The sequence below is a fragment of the Chloroflexota bacterium genome, from assembly GCA_016197225.1.
Classification (GTDB): Bacteria; Chloroflexota; Anaerolineae; order Anaerolineales; family VGOW01; genus VGOW01.
Window position 1 is genome coordinate 1 of sequence record JACPWC010000116.1, and the last position, 16,852, is coordinate 16,852.

Sequence of the window (16,852 nt, forward strand, 5' to 3'; positions counted from 1 at the left end):
GCCCGCCACCGCCCACCCGCTCCTGCGCTTCGCCCTCCAGCGCGCTGTCAGCACACTTCCACCCACCCTTTCCGCCAAAACCATCTTCACCGACGACGTGGCCCCGGTGGAGCAGTTGACGAATTCGATTGTGATCAACTTTGTGCTGGGGGAAGGGTTGCAGTTCTTGAAATAACACAAACGTATTGCGTAATGCGTATTGCGTAGGCTTCTACGGAATACGAAATACGCAATACGCAATACGGATTAACATTATGCCCAACTGGCTCGCCAACCTGCTTCGCATCCTTTTGACCGCCGCCCTGCCCGTTTGCCTGGTGCTCACCAACGTGCGGCTCATGCTCACCCCGTTCTACACCAACTGGGAATACAACCTCAAAGGCTTCCCGCCGGACTTTTACAGCTTCAACAAAGAAGACCGGTTGAAGTATTCAGCCATCGCCCTCGACTACCTGCTCAACGACGAGGGCATTGACTTCCTGGGCAAGCTCACCCTGCCTGCCGACAAGATCGCCAACACCGACAGCGGAGACCGCATGTACAACGACCGCGAGCTTAAGCACATGGTGGATGTAAAAATTGTGGTGAGAGGGGCGATGTTAGTGTGGATGGTTAGCGGGTTATTGGTTATTGGCTCTGTAGCGGCGCTGGCCTGGCAACCGGCCACGCGCCCGCTCCTGCGAAGCGGCCTGCTAAACGGCGCAGTGGCGACCCTTGTTTTACTGATCGCCGTCCTGCTCTTTGTCATGTTCGCCTTCGACCCCTTCTTCGTCTTCTTCCATAAAATATTCTTTACCGGCGACACCTGGCTCTTCCGCTATTCAGACACCCTCATCCGGCTGTTCCCGGAAAAGTTCTGGCAGGACGTGTTTATCTGGATCGGCGGCGGGGCTATGCTGGAAGCGTTGGCGATTGGGGCCTGGGCGTGGTGGGGGTTGAAGGGGAAGTAGGTAGCCGGCGGCGGAAATCGGGGACAACGATCCTCAATGCCTCTCCTCAGCCTCGCCCCGCTCCGCGAAATCGCCCGCGCCATCTCCGCCGCCCGCGATCTCGACTCGACTCTCGACCTCATCGTCCATAAAACTACTGAGGTCATGGGCGTGGACTCTTGCACCATTTATCTGCTCGACCTCGACGGCAAGGCATTGCGTCTGCGCGCCTCCACCGGCCTCGCCAAGCGCGCAGTGGGCCGCGCCACCCTCAACATCGGCGAAGGTCTTACCGGCTACGCCGTCCAGCACAACACGCCCGCCTTCGCCCGCGAAGCCCAGGCCGACCCGCGCTTCAAGTTCGTGCCTGACGCCGACGAGAAGCAATTCACCTCTTTGCTGGCCGTGCCCATGATCAGCGAAAAGCGGCCCATCGGGGCCATGAACGTCCAGACCCTCGCCCCGCATGATTACACGCCCGACGAGATCGAACTTCTGGCCCTCATCGGCGACCTGGCCGCCGGCGCGCTCGACAAGGCCGCCCTGCACGATAACATGAAGCGCCAGCTCGGCGAGCTGACCACTCTGGCCCGCGTCAGCGAAGCCGTGACTTCGCCAATCTACCTCGACGAAATGCTGGACGTGGTCACTGAAATGGCGGCCAAAGTGATGAACGCCGCCGTCTGCTCCATCTTCCTCGTCAACGAAACCAGCGGCCAGCTTGAACTGCATTCGGCCAGACGCACCAACCGCGCTTACGCCGCTCGCGCTCCTATTCCAATTGGCGAAGGCGTCTCAGGCCGGGTCGCTCAAACCGGCGAACCCATCACCGTTCGTGATGTCCGGGCCGACCCGCGCTACCGCAACCCCGAACTCGCCCGCGCCGAAGGCCTGGTCTCCATGCTCTCCGTGCCGCTCGTCGTCCGCGAAAAAGTCATCGGCGTCCTCAATTGCTTCACCGCCGAACCACACGACTTCACCGCCGAGCAAATCGCCCTCTTCTCCACCCTCGCCAACCAGACCGCCCTCGCCCTCGAAAACGCGCGCCTCGTCACCAACGCCGCCGTCGTCCGCGAGATGCACCACCGCATCAAGAACAACCTGCAAACCGTCGGCATGTTGATGAGAATGCAGGTCTCCGAAGCGAACGGCGAACTGACCGCCCGCGACGTTCTGCATCAATCCATCAACCGCATCCAGTCCATCGCCGCCGTCCACGAAGTGTTGTCGGAGCAGGGATTTCGACTGGTGGACGTGAAGGACGTGATCACCCGCATCAGCCGGATGGTGGCCCAGAACATGATCCCGCCGGGGAAAGCGATCACGATTCAGGTGGACGGGGAAGCCGTCACCCTGCCCTCCCGCCCGGCTACTTCATTGGCCCTCGTCGTCAACGAGCTTTTGCAGAACGCCCTCGAGCACGCCTTTGTGGGCCGCCAGCGCGGCAGTGTCGCCATCACCCTCACCCACACCGACCGCTACATCGTCGTCACCGTCGCCGACGACGGCGTGGGCCTGCCGTCTGAAATCCCGTCCTCGCTCGGCCTTGAAATCGTCGAAACACTGGTGCGCGACGATCTCAAAGGCAAGCTAAAATTCAAGAGCCGCAAAGGCGGCGCTCAGGTAGACATCCAACTTCCCCGCCACAGCGCCGGCTGGGAGCAGGAATAAGCCGCCACGAATTTCACGAATTCTGACAAATTGGTTTTTATAATTCGTGTCAATTCGCGGCAAAGATTTTCTCATGAGCAAGCTCAAAATCCTCATCGCCGACGACGAGTCGATCATCCGCCTGGGCCTCAAGACCATGCTGGCCGAGATGGGCCACGAGGTGACGATGGCTGTTGATGGCCGCGACGCCCTCAAGCTGGCCCATCAGAAGCGCTTCGACTTCGCCATCTTCGACATCAAGATGCCCTTCACCGACGGCCTCGAAGCCGCCCGCGCCCTGCACCGTTACCGCCCCACCCCGACTCTGATCCTCACCGCCTTCGGCGACAAAGACCTGATCGAGCAAGCCGCCGAACTTCCCATCCAGGGCTATCTCATCAAGCCGGTGGCCGAAAAACAACTGGCCGCTTCCATCGAAGTCGCCCTGCGCCGCTTCGCCGATTCGCAAGCCGCAACCGCCAAAGCCGCCGAACTCGAAGAGACACTTGAAACGCGAAAGGTGGTCGAGCGCGCCAAAGGGGTTTTGATGAAAGGCGGCCTCACCGAGGAAGAGGCCCATCAGAAGCTTCGGAAGTCCGCGCGCGACAAGCAACTCTCGCTTCGCCAGGTGGCAGAGGCCGTGTTGAAAGAAGCTCGCAAGTGAGCTGTAGCCTTCACCTGAGTTGCAGTGAGCTTATTCTCCAACTTCTCGTCTTTGGGTTATCGAACGGGGCCGTGCTGGCCCTCAACGCCATCGGTGTCACCGTCGTTTATGGAACGGTTCGCACCCTCAACCTCGCGCACGGCGATGTCTTTGCCTTGTCGTCGGTGCTGGTCACGACGGTTATCACCAGTCTGGGCATCCAGCCCACTTGGCCTCCGGCGCTGAGGCTGGGCATTCTAGCCGCGCTTCTGGCCGCCGCCATGATGTTTGGGGCGATCCTCAATGTTGCCATTGAGCAGGCCGCATTCAAGCCTTTCCGCGGACGATCCCGGCTTGCCCCTCTGATCGCCACTTTGGGAATTTCATTCATGCTATACCAGGCCGCCCTGTTCTGGCGAACGACTTTGCCCAGTTGGGTTCCGGGCGACCATCGCAGTGTGCCCGGCCTGCCCGAAGTGCCGATTGATCGCATCCCTGATCTTCTGCCCAACGTTGATCTGGTGCAGGCGTTGGGCCTCCCGCTACAAGTCACATTTCGCTTCAACGATTTGTTCGTCCTTTTAGTCGCGGGCGTGTTTGCCCTGGGCGTGAGCGTCTTCATGCAACGCACGGCCACCGGGCGGGCCATCCGGGCCTGCGCCCAAAACCCCGAACTGGCACAGATATGCGGCGTGAATCTGGACGGCACGATCCGGCGCGCGTTTGCGTTTGGCGGCGCGCTGGCGGGCGCGGCGGCTTTTGTCTTTGCGCTTTACTACTCGCGCCCGTTCGGCAATCACGGAGCGCAAAGCGGATTGATAGCCTTCACTGCCGCCATGTTAGGCGGCATTGGAAGTCCGACCGGCGCGCTGGTGAGCGGGCTGACGCTGGGTATATCAGGCGCATTCAGTGACTATTTCCTCGCCGCTCAGTGGACGCCGGTCTTGTTGCAGGCCCTGCTCATCGGCTTGCTCATCCTGCGCCCCACCGGCCTGTCGGCTGGAGGGCAGGCTGAGGTTATGACCACGACTCGGGACGCCGCCATTTTGACGCCCTCGAGTCAACGCACCCGGTTCAGCCGGTGGATGTGGGGGCTGATCATTTTGGCGGCGGCCTTCCCGTTGTTGTCGGGCATCCATTTGCAAATCCTTGCCACGGGGATTGGAATCTTAATCCTGCTCGCGCTGGGCCTCAATCTGTCATTGGGATTGGCAGGTGTGTTGGATTTGGGCTACGCCGTAAGCTTTGGCATTGGCGGCTATGCAACGGCCCTGCTCACAAATCGCTGGAGCAAGTTGGGCGGCCTGTTGCCCCAACGAATGGAATTCTTCTTTATCGTGCTGGTCAGCGTCGCCCTGGCCGGATTGTTTGGCATTTTCAAAGGCCGCCTGGCTGGACGTTTACGTGATGACTATTTGGTCGTCGTGATGCTGGCCCTGGGCTTGTTGGCGCGGCAAGTCGTCGTCAACCTGAACGACTTCACCGGCGGCACGGGCGGCGTCGCGGCCCTGCCTCCGCCGCACATTTTCACTTACCCGCTCACCCAGCCCACGGCCCAATATTATTTGGTCTTTGGCCTGGTGGCTCTGGTTGCGTTTCTAAGCCAGCGGTTGATTCATTCGCGCATCGGTTTAGGATGGTTGTCGGGCAGTGAGGACGAAATTGCGGCAGAAAGTTCCGGCGTGGATGTGGCGCGCTCCAGGCTGGTCGTGCTCACGTTGAGTTCGGCGGCGGCGGGGGTGGCGGGAACGCTCTACGCCAGCACCTTTGCTTATTTTGCGCCCGACCTGATGGCCTTTCACGTCTCGACGATGGTTCTGGCGATGGTGATTTTGGGCGGCGCCGGCAGTGTGCCCGGCGCGATCCTGGGCGCAGTCATCATCGCCGGCTACGACCGGCTGGCAATTCCCCGGCTGGGCGAACTTATGGCCCAATTCCAACTTGGCGGGCGGCACGTCGCGCCAGACATACGCGGCGTCAGCGACTTTACCTTTGGCCTGGTCCTGTATCTCACGGTGCTTCTCCGCGCCCGCCGTCGGAACTGAGAGCCTGTTAATAAATGCTCCCCAACCGCGTCCTCGCGGTTGAGAACGCCCGCGGGGACGCGGGCTAAGAGCAATTTTCAAACAGGCTCTGAGAGATGCCCGGCAAGGCAAACTCTCTGCAAAAATTCAGATAATTCCGGCCTGGTCGGGTTTATAATTCAGCAAAGGTCAGCCATGTCAAGGCGGCTCAAGCTCTTTCTCCTTGTAGCACCCTCCACGCTTGCCTTGACGCTCGCCTGCGCCTTCGCCGCCAACCTTGCTTTGCGCCGCCTCCTCGGCGCTGACACCAACCTCGTCGCCTTCGACGGCACACCCGGCAGTCGAGGCGAAATCTATGTAGTGAACACGGGCGGCCTCTTTTATTCAGCCAAGCAACTCACCAACAACTCAATTAACGACTGTTGCCCGCAATGGTCGCCGGACGGGAAACGGATCATCTACGTGAGTTTCCCGGATCAGAACAACAACGCCGACATCTATCTCATCAACGCCGACGGCTCCGGGGTGGCCCGCCTCACCGACAGCCCCGGCGACGACCGCTTTCCCGTCTGGTCACCCGACGGCACGAAGATTGCCTTTCAATCCAACCGTGAGCGCAATTTTGAAATCTATGTCATGAATCCCGACGGCTCGGAGCAAACGCGCCTGACCTTCAACCGCGACGCCGACACCAACCCCATCTGGTCGCCCGATGGAACCCGGATCGCCTTTCAGTCCAACCGGGGCCGCCGGTTTGAAATCTACGTGATGAACGCTGACGGCTCCGACCAGGCCCAACTCACCCATCATGCCATCATGTGGCTCTCCGGCATGAACTGGTCGCCCGACGGCTCGCAAATTGTTTTTGTCGCCACTCGCGACGACAACCGCGAAATCTATACGGTGAACACCGACGGCTCCGGGCAATCCTTCCGCCTGACGAACGATTTAGCCAACGACGTCAACCCGCTCTGGTCGCCTGACGGAACGAAGATTGCATTTCAGACCAACCGCGACGGCAACCAGGAAATCTACCTCATGGACGCCGATGGCGCCAACCCGATCAACCTCACCAAGAATCGCTCGTATGACGGCAGTTTCGTCTGGTCGCCGGACAGCCTGCGCCTTGTTTTCGACTCGCTTCGCAACGGCAACCGCGAGTTTTACGTCATCAACATTGACGGCGCCGGGTTGATCCGGCTCACCAACAACACCCGCGACGACGACCGCCCGGCCTGGCAACCCTAGCCAAAAGCCGCCGGGCGCAGATTGCCAAATCTGCGCCGGCCTGTAAAGGACGCTGATGCGCCGTTCACGCTCCTACATCCGACTCCCGTTGTTGGCAATCGCCATCACTGCCGGGTCGGCGCTTGCCTGTAGCTATCTCATCTTCGACAATTTCCTTCAACTTGCCAGGGTCAGCACCGGCAAGATTGTGTACGCCTCGCACCACGACGGCAATTGGGAAATCTACACTCTCGACGCCAATACTCTTTATACCAAGTACAACCGTCTCACCAATAATCATATCAGCGATTGTTGCCCGGCCTGGTCACCCGATAGAACTCGCATCGCCTTTGTCTCCTGGCGCGACGGCAACCGCGAAATCTATCTGATGAATGCCGATGGCACAAACGTCGTCCGCCTCACCAACATTCACGGTACCGACTGGAACCCGGACTGGTCGCCTGACGGAACCAGGCTGGTTTTCGAGTCGGATCGCAATGGCAATCGTGATGTCTTTATTATGAACGCCGACGGCTCCGGGCAAACCCGTCTCACCGAGAATACCCTATTCGATGGCGACCCGGCCTGGTCGCCGTTAGGCGACCAAATTGCTTTTGAGTCCAATCGGGACTACAGCAAAGAGATTTATCTCATGAACATTGACGGCACGAACGTCATTCGCCTCACCAACAATCGCTTCATTGACGGCAACCCAACCTGGTCGCCCGACGGCAAACGCATCGCCTTTCATTCTTATCGTGATGGCAACGCCGAAATCTATAGCATGAATACCGACGGCTCTGACCAGACCCGCCTCACCGACAATCCCGTTGGCGACCTTTACCCCAGTTGGTCGCCGGACGGCAGTCGCATTGCGTTTGTGTCAGATCGCGACGGCAACCCCGAAATTTATCTCATGAACATTGACGGCTCCGGCCCAACCCGGCTGACCCACGACAAAGAAGATGATCTCGGACCCACGTGGCAACCCTGACCCGGTGAGAAGACCGGCGTGGTTGTGGGTGGCGCTGGCGGCGGCCCTCGCCGGCTGCCTGGCTGTCGGCGCCGCCCGCGCTCTGGCCGGGAGCGGCGCCCGCCGGCTTGCCTTCGACTCTATCCGCCAGGGCGAACAGGACATCTATCTGGTGAATACCGACGGCCTGGCTTATGTCTCCCGGCCACTCACCAACAACCTCGAGGACGAATGTTGCCCGGTCTGGTCGCCCGACGGGACACGTATTGCCTACAATTCAATTAACAACGGCAACTGGGAAGTGTTCGTGATGAACGCCGACGGCTCCGGGCAAACCAACCTCACCAACAGCCCGGCCATTGACTGGGCCCCGACCTGGTCGCCCGACGGCAAGCGCCTCACCTTCGTCTCCGAGCGTGACGGCAACCCCGAAATCTACATCCTCACCCTCGGCCAGGTGGGGGCTTCGGGCCTCACCCGCCTCACTCACAACGTCAACGACGACTCGCCGCCCGTCTGGTCGCCCGACAGTCAGCAGTTGGCCTTCGCCTCGCGGCGCACCGGCGCGTGGGAAATTTACACCATGAACGCCGATGGCTCCGGGCAAACCCAGTTGACTCATTTCCAGGTTTGGGCCTCCGACCCGGCCTGGTCGCCCGATGGCCAACAGATTGCTTTTGGTTCCCGGCACACCGGAAACTGGGAAGTGTTCGTGATGAACGCCGACGGCTCCGGGCAGACCAACCTCACCAACGACCCGGCCAACGACATCTCGGCCATCTGGTCGCCCGACGGCTCGCGAATCGCCTTTCTCTCAAATCGGGATGGCAACAAGGAAATCTATGTGATGAATGCCGACGGCTCCGGGCAGATCAACGTCACCCACAACGCCGGCTACGATGGCTCACTAGCCTGGCTGGACGATGGCTCGCGCATTGCCTTTGTCTCCGACCGTGACGGCCACTGGAGCATTTACGCCATCGCCCTCGATGAGGTTGAAACTTCGGAGCCGATCCGTCTCACGGCCAACATCGCCGACAACAAGCACCCGGCCTGGCAACCGTAAATCGTAAATAATAGACTCTATCAGACCAACGGTAGAGCCCGAATTGTTTTTATATCGGTACGCCGATTCCACCGCAACTACTTGCCGGCGTAACGATGAATCTTGAGTAAGTCAGTCAATAGGGCAAAACCAGTGGCCTTGCCACCCGCCCCGGCTCCTATCAGAGTTGTTGGGCCAATGGCTTCTGTTTCAAAAGTAAGGGCGTTCATGCCGCCGCCCACAAACGCCAACGGGTCGGTGAGCAGAATCTGAGTCGGGCGCACGCTGGCCCGCACCTGCTCGCCATCCTTCTTCACTTCGGCGATCAGCTTCCATCGAAGGCGGTCAGCTTTGGCTTTGGCGATCATAGACTGGGTGAGGCCGGTGATGCCTTCGCGCTCGACGTCATTCACCCGCAAGTTGCCGCCCAGGAGCGTGTTAGCCAGAATGACGGCCTTGGCCGCCGCGTCCCAGCCGTCAACGTCGGCGGTCGGGTCAGCCTCGGCGTAGCCCAGCACCTGCGCCGCCTTCAGGGCGTCGGCGTATGAGCCGCCGGCTTCCATTTGCGTCAGAATAAAATTGGTGGTGCCGTTGAGGATGCCGCGCACCGAGCGCACGCCGGCGGCGGCCAGAGTCTCAAGGCCCAGCACCATCGCCGGCGTGCCGCCCATTACCGTGCCTTCAAAGCGAAACTGCACGCCCCGGTCTTTAGCCAGCGCGGCCAGTTCGCGATAGGCCACCACCAGCGGCCCTTTGTTGGCGGTGACCAGATGCTTGCCCACCTTCAAGGCCAGGCGGCAGTGTTCCAGGCCCGGGCCGCCGGTCTGGGCGTCGGTGGGGGTCACTTCCACCACCACGTCCGCCCCGTCCATGGCGGCTTCCACCGGAATCGGCGGCCCGGCCAGCGAAATCTCGCGGTCAAGATCGAGTCCCGCCGGGTCAACTGCCGAGCCGCGCCGGGTGAGAATGGCCGTGACCTTTGGCGCAAAGCCATAGTCGGCCAGCAACGCTTCGCGCCGGGTCACGAGCAATTCCACCAGCCCGCGAGCCACGTGGCCGAAGCCAATCAATGCTATTTTCATAGTTAGCTCCCTTCGCAATCCTAACTTTTCCCCCCCAAACCTTCGTGTCCCGGCAGGTTTTTCTTCCTAAAATAAGGCGTACTTTATCGGCTCGCGGTTGTTCAGGGAGGAAAACTTGATGTGCCGCCATAAATGGGAAAAAGGGCAAGGCCTGATTGAATACGGCATGATCATCATTCTGGTTGCCATTCTTGTCATGGCATTGCTGTTAATACTTGGGCCGGCGGTCGGCAATATTTTCTCAAACGTCATTGTCCAATTTTAGTTTCCCATCCGCCGCCCAGACCACCAGAGCCTCATCAAATGATGAGGCTCTTTTTTGCGCTTCACCGGCTCGGCGATCACGGCGACTTCACTTCCTTCACCTCAAAGCTTGTGAGTGTAAACGAGGCGTCGCCGCTCGCGCCGCCGTTGAGAAAGAAGCCGTAGAAACCCTCAGCCAGCGACGGATCATTCAAGGTAAACAAATACTGATCGTTGGCGTAGAAGTTGAACTCGTCTTTGAACATCCAGACCATCAACCGGTTGTCGGCATTGGCGCCCTGGTTGAGGGCCGGGTAGTCCTGCCAGTTGCTCAACGCCACCAGGTCAGTCCCGTTCAACCTCAACACTCGCGCCTGCCCGGCGCAGTTGATCGAGAAGATGTACATGTTGTAATTGTTTGCCGGCTCTTCGGTGGCGCGGTAAGCCATGCCCACTTCGTCGGCGTCGGCGCAACGGTTGTTGCGCACCGAGACGGCAATCTGCTGGTCGCCATGCACAGCGTCGAAGTAGAGCGAGTAGCGCCAGCCGCCAGCCTTCTTGAGTGAAAGGATGTCGAGTTGCCCGTCCTGCGCGCCGAATCTGGCCGCCTCATCTTCAAACGTCCAGAGCCAGCCGATCTCGCCGGTGAAGTTGTCGGTGAAGATGGTGTCGCCGACGTTTTTGTTGGGATCGGGTGTGGGCGGGATCGTCGGGGTCGCCGTCGCCCCGGTGGTGGGCGACGGTTCAATCGTGGCCGAGGGCGCTTCGGTGGCGGCGGGCGGTTCGGTAGCCGCGACATCCGGTGAGGCTGAAGTGAACGTGGGCAGGACGACGGTGGTGGGCGGAATGGGCGTCACTTCTACCACCGAGGCGATGCAACCCGAAGCGGCGAACATGAGCGCGGGAAGCAGGATCAGATAATAAATAATTTTCATGGCAAAGTCTCCTTGAGTGTTGCTCGATGGAGCCAGTATAGAAAATCTGAGGCCGGGCTGTCAATCAATTATTACCGACTCGTAACGGGCATTACTGAGGCTGAACGGGAGCGTCTCAGAAATCCAACAACTTCTGAATCCTGGCGCGGATGGTTTCAAGATTTGGCAGGACGTATTCCATCATCCGCGCGTTGTAGGGAATCGGGCAGTCGGGCGTCGCCAGACGCTCGACCGGCGCGTCGAGATCGGCGAAACATTCGCCGACGATGGTGGCGATGATCTCGCCGGCAAAGCCGCCGGTGATCGTGTCTTCGTGAACAATGAGAGCCTTGCCGGTGCGGCGCACACTGTTCAGCACGCACTCCTTGTCCCAGGGAATGATCGTGCGGAGATCAATGACCGTCACCCGGCCCGCGAAGGACGCGGCGGCTTTGAAGCAACGATGAACCATCTCGCCCCAGGCCACCAGAGTCAGTTCGTCGCCTTCGGTCAGCGTGGCGGCTTTGCCAAACGGCAGGCAATAGTCGTCGCCGGGGTAAGGCCGGCGGGCGGGCGCGGTGTCGAGCAAGGCGCGGTGCTCAAAGAAGAACGTTGGGTCGTCGCCGCGCAAGGCCGCCCGAAGCAAGCCGACGGCATCGGCGGCGTTGCTGGGGAAGGCAATGCGCCAACCGAGGGTGTGGGCGAACACGGCCTCGCCGGTCACGCTGTGCCAGGGGTCGCCCGTCTTCTTGCCGTAGCCCACCGGAATGCGAACCACCATCGGCGCCGCGAACTTGCCCGCCGTGCGCCAGCGCACCGTGCCAATGTCGCTGATCTGCTCGTGGGCCGGGTCGGCGTATTTGCGGAACTGAATCTCCGGCACAGGCAACAGGCCGGCCAGGGCCATGCCAACGGCGCGGCCCATGATGCCCTCTTCAGAAAGCGAGGTGTCGAAGACTCGATCCGCGCCAAACTTGATCTGCATGTCGAGCGTCGCCCCGTGAACGCCGCCCTTGACGCCCACGTCTTCGCCGAAGACGAGCAGGCGCGGGTTGAGGCGCATTTCGGATTCGAGTGCGCGGCGCACAGCATCGAGAAGGTTGAGTCGCGGGCCGCTTGACTCCGGTCCAGCCGCCGTGAACGGGGGAAGCGCGTTGGCAGGCCGAAGCCCGCCCACGAGCGGCGGCGGCCCCTGATAGAAAAGATGGTGTGTGGCTTGAGCCGGGTCGGGGTCGGGAGAGGCTTCCACAGCAGAGACGGCTGAGGCCAATTCATCCTTGATCGTTCGCGCCAGATCGGGCGTGAGGTAATGATCGCGCAACCGCAACAGCGGGTCGCGAGCCTGATCGTCGGCGCGCTCTTCAGGTGACTTGTAAGCCTGATCGTCAATGAAGGTGTGGCCGGCCAGGCGCGGGACGCGCATTCGTAGCAGACAGGGGCCGTTGGCGCGAGTGTGAGCAACAGCCTGCGAAATTTTTTCGGCGGCATCGTCGGGGTCAGCGCCATCGCCTTCCAGAACTCTGAGGCCGCCGTAGCTGGCAAGGTTGGCGGCGATGTCCCCGCCCGGCGTTTGGTAACGGCTTGGCACGGAGATGCCGTAGCCGTTGTCTTCGATGAAGAAGAGCATGGGCAGGCGAAGGGTGGTTGCGATGTTGAGCGCGGCCCAAAAACCGTTGGCGGCCACACTGCCGTCGCCGCCGAGGGCGACCGCAATCGCGCCCGGCCAGTCTTTTTCGCCGAGCACGTTGGCATGGTAGTTGATGGCTTGCGCCCAGCCGATGGCGGGCGTGTATTGCGCGCCCACGTCGCCGGACGAGGGCAGGACGAGCGCGCCACTGCGGCGCGGCAGGCTAAAGACCACGCCCACGTCGCGGCCCTCGCTCGGGCTTCCGGTTCGGGCCATGCCGGCGGCCAGAGCTTCGCGGGCGGTGAGGCCGGAGGCCAGCATGAAGGGGCGCGAACGATAGTAAACGGTTGCGGCGTCGTGAGGATGGGTGAGGTTGAGGGCCAGCAGGATTTGCGCCAGCTCGTGCCCGCCGGCCGAGAATTGATATTTGACCTTGCCTTGCGGCGTGAGTTGTTCGGTCTCGAGGCGATCCAGTTCGCGCGAGAGGAGCAGGAGGCGGGCAACTTTAGGCCAGTCAACTTTAACATCCGTCATGTCGTTCATCCGTCAGGCATTTAACCACCAAGACACCAGGGCACAAAGCCATCAAGTTTTTCTTTGTGTCTTAGCGCCTTTGTGTCTTGGTGTTGAATTCAATCGTTAGTCAGCACGGCGGGAGCCAGAAGCCAGACGAGTTCGCCGCTCAGGGGATCGAGGGCGGTGATGTCCACCCGGGCCAGGCCGCCTTTTTTCATAACGACGTGTCCGCCGCCGATGAGTTGGGAGAGGGTTGTGCTAAAATCCGGCTCGTGGCCGACGAACAAAAGTGTTGCGGCATCGGCCTCACGCACCAGCTTGTCGAGTTGGGCGATGTTGAAGCCGGGGGCGAGAAGCCGCGTCACTTTCACCGTCAGGCCCAGGCGGTCGGCCACCAGGTCGGCGGTTTGGCGGGCGCGAATGAGGGGGCTGGAGAGGATGGCGTCGGGCTTGAGCTTGAGGCGCTTAATGGCTTTGGCCTCCAGCTTCATCTTTTCAATGCCGTCGGGCGTGAGCGGGCGCTCGTCGTCGGCGCCCGTCCAGTCCGGCCAGTCGGCGAGGCCGTGACGGAGGAAGTAGAGTTTGGTGAGCATGGCGGAATCTTACATCAAGAACAACGGATGTGTGGAATTTAACGGATTCTCGATCCGTTAAATTCCACACATCCGCTGTTCTCACACCTATGGCTTCTCTCGCAGAATTACAGCAACAGGCAGGCTTCACCTTTCACAACGTGGAATTGCTTCGCCGCGCCCTGACCCACCGTTCGTACCTCAACGAGCACGCGGAAGAATCCGAGGACAACGAGCGCCTTGAGTTTTTGGGCGATGCGGTGCTGGATTTTTTGGTGGGGGCGATGCTCTACCACCGCTTCCCCGAAATGCAGGAGGGCCAACTCACCCGCTTGCGTTCGGCGCTGGTTCGGGCCGAGCAGTTGGCCGGGCTGGCCCGGCAGTTGGAGCTGGGGCAATACATCCGGCTGGGCAAGGGCGAAGACGACGCCGGCGGGCGCGAGCGAGACACCTTGCTGGGCGACGTGTTTGAGGCCATCCTCGGCGGGCTATATTTGGATTCGGGTTTGGAGGCGGTGAAGGAATTTGTGGAGCGATTGCTTTTGCCGGTGGCGGCGGAGGTGGCCCGCGAGCAAAGCGACATTGACGCCAAGAGTTACTTTCAGGAGTGGGCGCAGTCGGAGTTGAACCACACGCCGCAGTACGTGACGGTGAGCGCCGAGGGGCCGGATCACGAGAAGACGTTTGCGGTGGAAGTTCGGGTGAACGGCGAAGTTTACGGCGCGGGCGCGGGGCGGAGCAAGCAGGCCGCGGCCCGGGCGGCGGCGATGGATGCGCTCAAACGAGTCGGAGCGATATAGAACTTTTCACCGCGAAGACGCAAGGACGCAAAGAAATTAAGAAAAACCTTTGCGCTCTTCGTGTCTTCGCGGTTCGATCTTGAAGGCTGAATGAAACGTCTGCTTATAACCGGCGGCTCCGGTTTTCTTGGCTCGCGGCTCGCCCAACTGGCAACCGCCTCTGGCAGGTGGGACGTTTACCCGACGTTCTTCAACACGCCCATCGCTCATCCCAACGCGATCCGGCTCGACCTGAGAGATCGGGCTGAGGTGGAGAAGACGGTCAAAGAGTTGAAGCCGGAGGCCATCATCCACCAGGCCGTCTCCAACCGCAACGGCGAGCATGTAGCCGCCATCGTCCCCTCGGCCCGCCACCTCGCCGATGCCGCCATTGACGTTGAGGCCCGATTGATTCACGTTTCAACCGATTGCGTGTTCGACGGCGAGTCGCCGCCTTACACCGAAGAGTCGCCGGTTGCCCCGGCCAACCCTTACGGGGCGGCCAAGGCCTTTGCCGAAGGCTTGATCGCCAGCATGATGCCTGAGGCGCTGATCGTTCGTCCGTCGCTGATTTACGGCTTCGATCCGGTTGACAAGCAAACCGGTTGGATCATTGACGGCATTCGCAAGGGCGAGACGGTGCGCTTGTTCACCGACGAGATTCGTTGCCCGGTCTGGGTGGACACAGTGGCCCTGGCCCTGCTGGAACTGGCGGGGACGAGGCACGGCGGCCTTTTGAACATAGGCGGGCAACCGTTGAACCGCTGGGACTTCGGGATAAAAATGCTATCGTGCCTGGGCCTCACGCCCGGCCCGAACGTGATCCGTTCGACGATTGCCGAGAGCGGGCTGAAGCGCCCGGCGGACTTGACGATGGACACCAGCAAGGCCCGGCGGCTGTTGCGGACGAGGTTGTTGACGGTGGAGGAGGCGTTTGAGGGGTTTCGCTCCCGCAGACCTGTGAGGTCTTAAAGACCTCACAGGTCTTTTTAGAAAGCGTTCTGCCCTGACGGTCAGCCAGACAATTGGCTTACTGGAAAGGGCAGAACTTTTTTATATTCGCCTGAATTTGCCCAAAGCGCACCGGGCAAACCACAGGCCGGGAGCCGACCGCGCCGTTTTCAGCCTCGGCGGTTGCCGAAAAAACAACCCACACTGCTGGCCGCAAAGTGAAAGCGTGAGAGAGCGCCGCCCGGAAGCCGATATTGTTGTTGAAGTTAGCCGGGTCATTTATTAGCTTCTTCCAAACGTCTCGAGCGGCCTGTTCCCCGGCGCAGGCCAGCCAGAATAAGCGTCTCTTGCAAATCAAGCGCCTGCCGCTGGACGCGCTCGGCTAATGTAAAGCGATAGGCACGTGGAAATTTATTGGCCTCCGGCAACAGCCATAATAGAAAATCATACATCCGTGAGAATAGAGGCGATTCGCTCATCAGGATAACGCCCATCGTCCCAAAATCGCCTGGCGCAAACCGAAGGTATCACCGTGGCTGGCATGGTTGACCCAGCCTCTCACCGAGGCCTGGATTTGGGCGACGTTGATTTTGCGATCAACTAACCGCCCTATCAACCCTTTGAAACGCCGTTGAAAATTCACGCCATTACGCCGCTTCAGCCGCCGATGAGTCGGGTAGACACGAAAGCCAAGAAACGGGATGCCTGTCATAACTGGATAAACCTGCGCCCGGTTCTCGTGCAGAGTCAGCCGCAAGCCGGCCAACTGCTCAATGATGGCAACCCGCCACTGGCGCAATTGCGCTTTGTCGTCGCCGAACAGCAAAAAGTCGTCCACGTAACGCACGTAACCGGCGCATTTCAACTCGCGCTTGATGAAGTGATCGAAGCCGTTGAGGTAAACGTTGGCCCAGAATTGTGAGGTGAGGTTGCCGATGGGCAAGCCACGCGGGCGCAAAGCGGACAGGAGAACATCGCCGGGAAACCAGCGCATCTCGTAGGCTTCAGCCAGCACGCCTTCTCCCGAAGCGATAACCCGGTCAGCGAGCTTCAGCACAGCCCGGTCGGCAATCAGCCGGGCCAGTTCATTTCGCAACAGGCCGTGGTCAACCGCCGGAAAGAACTGCTGGATGTCGCATTGCAGGACGTAAGGCCAGCGGCGGGCAAAAGCCTGCGCCCGATCCAACGCCCGGTGCGTGCCCTTGCCAATTCGATTGGCGTAAGAGTCGTCAATGAAACGCGACTCCCAGATTGGCTCGATGACGTTGATCAGGGCATGATGCGCCACCCGGTCGCGAAACGGGGCGGCGGAGATCAAGCGCCGTTTGGGATCGTGAATATAAAAGCTGTGATACGCGCCCGGCTGCCACGTCTCTGCCTGAAGCTCATCGCGCAAACGCAACAGTTCTTCCTCCTGATCGTATTCAAAAGCGGCCACCGACTCGTGTTTGCGTTTCCCCAGCCGGGCGGCGCGGTAAGACAGATACAAGTTTTCAAACGAACAGAGTTGCGAGTACAGGTTGCGATAGGTTTTCATGCCCGCGAGCATAAAGGGTTACGCGCCAACTGTAAATCGCGTTTAATCGTCATTGAAGAAGACGGCCCGGCGAGGTACAGTCTTGGTTTTTGGAATGATGCGACTTCCGAAAATCCGCGCGCGGCTGGGGGGCAAGCCCC

17 protein-coding genes are annotated in these 16,852 nt (G+C 60.4%); 11 read left to right on the top strand and 6 right to left on the bottom strand.

The features are described 5' to 3' along the window. From HYZ49_19290 to HYZ49_19325, 8 genes are all read left to right on the top strand, one after another. Nucleotides 1–175 (top strand): hypothetical protein (locus tag HYZ49_19290; GenBank protein MBI3244429.1); only part of this gene is annotated, 175 nt, incomplete at its 5' end. 79 nt (nt 176–254) lie between these two features. After that, a complete protein-coding gene (locus HYZ49_19295; GenBank protein MBI3244430.1) occupies nt 255–950 on the top strand; it encodes a TIGR01906 family membrane protein in 696 nt (231 codons plus the stop codon). A 36-nt stretch (nt 951–986) separates the two neighbouring features. After that, nucleotides 987–2,600 carry a GAF domain-containing protein gene (locus tag HYZ49_19300; protein ID MBI3244431.1) on the top strand — a complete coding sequence of 538 codons (1,614 nt, stop codon included), beginning with the start codon at nt 987–989 and terminating at the stop codon, nt 2,598–2,600. Nucleotides 2,601–2,673: 73 nt separating this feature from the next. Further along, nucleotides 2,674–3,243, top strand: a complete 570-nt coding sequence (locus HYZ49_19305) for a response regulator (GenBank protein ID MBI3244432.1) — start codon at nt 2,674–2,676, stop codon at nt 3,241–3,243. Further along, complete coding sequence (locus HYZ49_19310; GenBank protein ID MBI3244433.1) at nt 3,240–5,267, top strand: hypothetical protein; 2,028 nt, start codon at nt 3,240–3,242, stop codon at nt 5,265–5,267. The genes HYZ49_19305 and HYZ49_19310 overlap by 4 nt, the downstream gene beginning before the upstream one ends. A 174-nt stretch (nt 5,268–5,441) precedes the next feature. Continuing rightward, nucleotides 5,442–6,494: a PD40 domain-containing protein gene (locus tag HYZ49_19315; protein MBI3244434.1), complete on the top strand. Its 1,053-nt coding sequence runs from the start codon at nt 5,442–5,444 to the stop codon at nt 6,492–6,494. Between the two features lie 55 nt (nt 6,495–6,549). Then, nucleotides 6,550–7,467: a PD40 domain-containing protein gene (locus tag HYZ49_19320; GenBank protein MBI3244435.1), complete on the top strand. Its 918-nt coding sequence runs from the start codon at nt 6,550–6,552 to the stop codon at nt 7,465–7,467. Continuing rightward, complete coding sequence (locus HYZ49_19325; GenBank protein MBI3244436.1) at nt 7,439–8,512, top strand: PD40 domain-containing protein; 1,074 nt, start codon at nt 7,439–7,441, stop codon at nt 8,510–8,512. The genes HYZ49_19320 and HYZ49_19325 overlap by 29 nt, the downstream gene beginning before the upstream one ends. Before the next feature lie 77 nt (nt 8,513–8,589). Here HYZ49_19325 and HYZ49_19330 read toward each other — a convergent pair whose 3' ends face one another. Continuing rightward, nucleotides 8,590–9,573, bottom strand: coding sequence for a homoserine dehydrogenase (locus tag HYZ49_19330; GenBank protein MBI3244437.1), 984 nt, complete (start codon nt 9,571–9,573; stop codon nt 8,590–8,592). A 118-nt stretch (nt 9,574–9,691) separates the two neighbouring features. Between HYZ49_19330 and HYZ49_19335 the strand changes: the two genes are divergently transcribed. Then, on the top strand, nt 9,692–9,838 hold the full coding sequence (locus HYZ49_19335; GenBank protein ID MBI3244438.1) for a pilus assembly protein: 147 nt from the start codon (nt 9,692–9,694) through the stop codon (nt 9,836–9,838). Nucleotides 9,839–9,914: 76 nt separating this feature from the next. Here HYZ49_19335 and HYZ49_19340 read toward each other — a convergent pair whose 3' ends face one another. The 3 genes from HYZ49_19340 to HYZ49_19350 form a co-directional block, all read right to left on the bottom strand. Further along, nucleotides 9,915–10,751, bottom strand: coding sequence for a hypothetical protein (locus HYZ49_19340; GenBank protein ID MBI3244439.1), 837 nt, complete (start codon nt 10,749–10,751; stop codon nt 9,915–9,917). Nucleotides 10,752–10,866: 115 nt separating this feature from the next. After that, the gene (locus HYZ49_19345; GenBank protein ID MBI3244440.1) at nt 10,867–12,900 is read right to left on the bottom strand and encodes a pyruvate dehydrogenase; all 2,034 of its coding nucleotides are present in this window, start codon (nt 12,898–12,900) and stop codon (nt 10,867–10,869) included. Between the two features lie 89 nt (nt 12,901–12,989). Continuing rightward, on the bottom strand, nt 12,990–13,466 hold the full coding sequence (locus HYZ49_19350; GenBank protein ID MBI3244441.1) for a histidine phosphatase family protein: 477 nt from the start codon (nt 13,464–13,466) through the stop codon (nt 12,990–12,992). Nucleotides 13,467–13,555: 89 nt separating this feature from the next. Here HYZ49_19350 and rnc point away from each other — a divergent pair, with 89 nt between their 5' ends. Further along, a complete protein-coding gene (rnc, locus tag HYZ49_19355; protein MBI3244442.1) occupies nt 13,556–14,245 on the top strand; it encodes a ribonuclease III in 690 nt (229 codons plus the stop codon). Nucleotides 14,246–14,335: 90 nt separating this feature from the next. Continuing rightward, nucleotides 14,336–15,196 (top strand): SDR family oxidoreductase, encoded by an 861-nt coding sequence (locus HYZ49_19360; GenBank protein MBI3244443.1) that lies wholly within the window; start codon nt 14,336–14,338, stop codon nt 15,194–15,196. A 254-nt stretch (nt 15,197–15,450) separates the two neighbouring features. Here HYZ49_19360 and HYZ49_19365 read toward each other — a convergent pair whose 3' ends face one another. Together HYZ49_19365 and HYZ49_19370 are read right to left on the bottom strand one after the other, a co-directional pair. Continuing rightward, complete coding sequence (locus tag HYZ49_19365) at nt 15,451–15,669, bottom strand: four helix bundle protein (protein MBI3244444.1); 219 nt, start codon at nt 15,667–15,669, stop codon at nt 15,451–15,453. After that, nucleotides 15,654–16,712, bottom strand: coding sequence for an RNA-dependent DNA polymerase (locus HYZ49_19370; protein ID MBI3244445.1), 1,059 nt, complete (start codon nt 16,710–16,712; stop codon nt 15,654–15,656). The genes HYZ49_19365 and HYZ49_19370 overlap by 16 nt, the downstream gene beginning before the upstream one ends. Between the last annotated feature and the right edge of the window lie 140 nt (nt 16,713–16,852).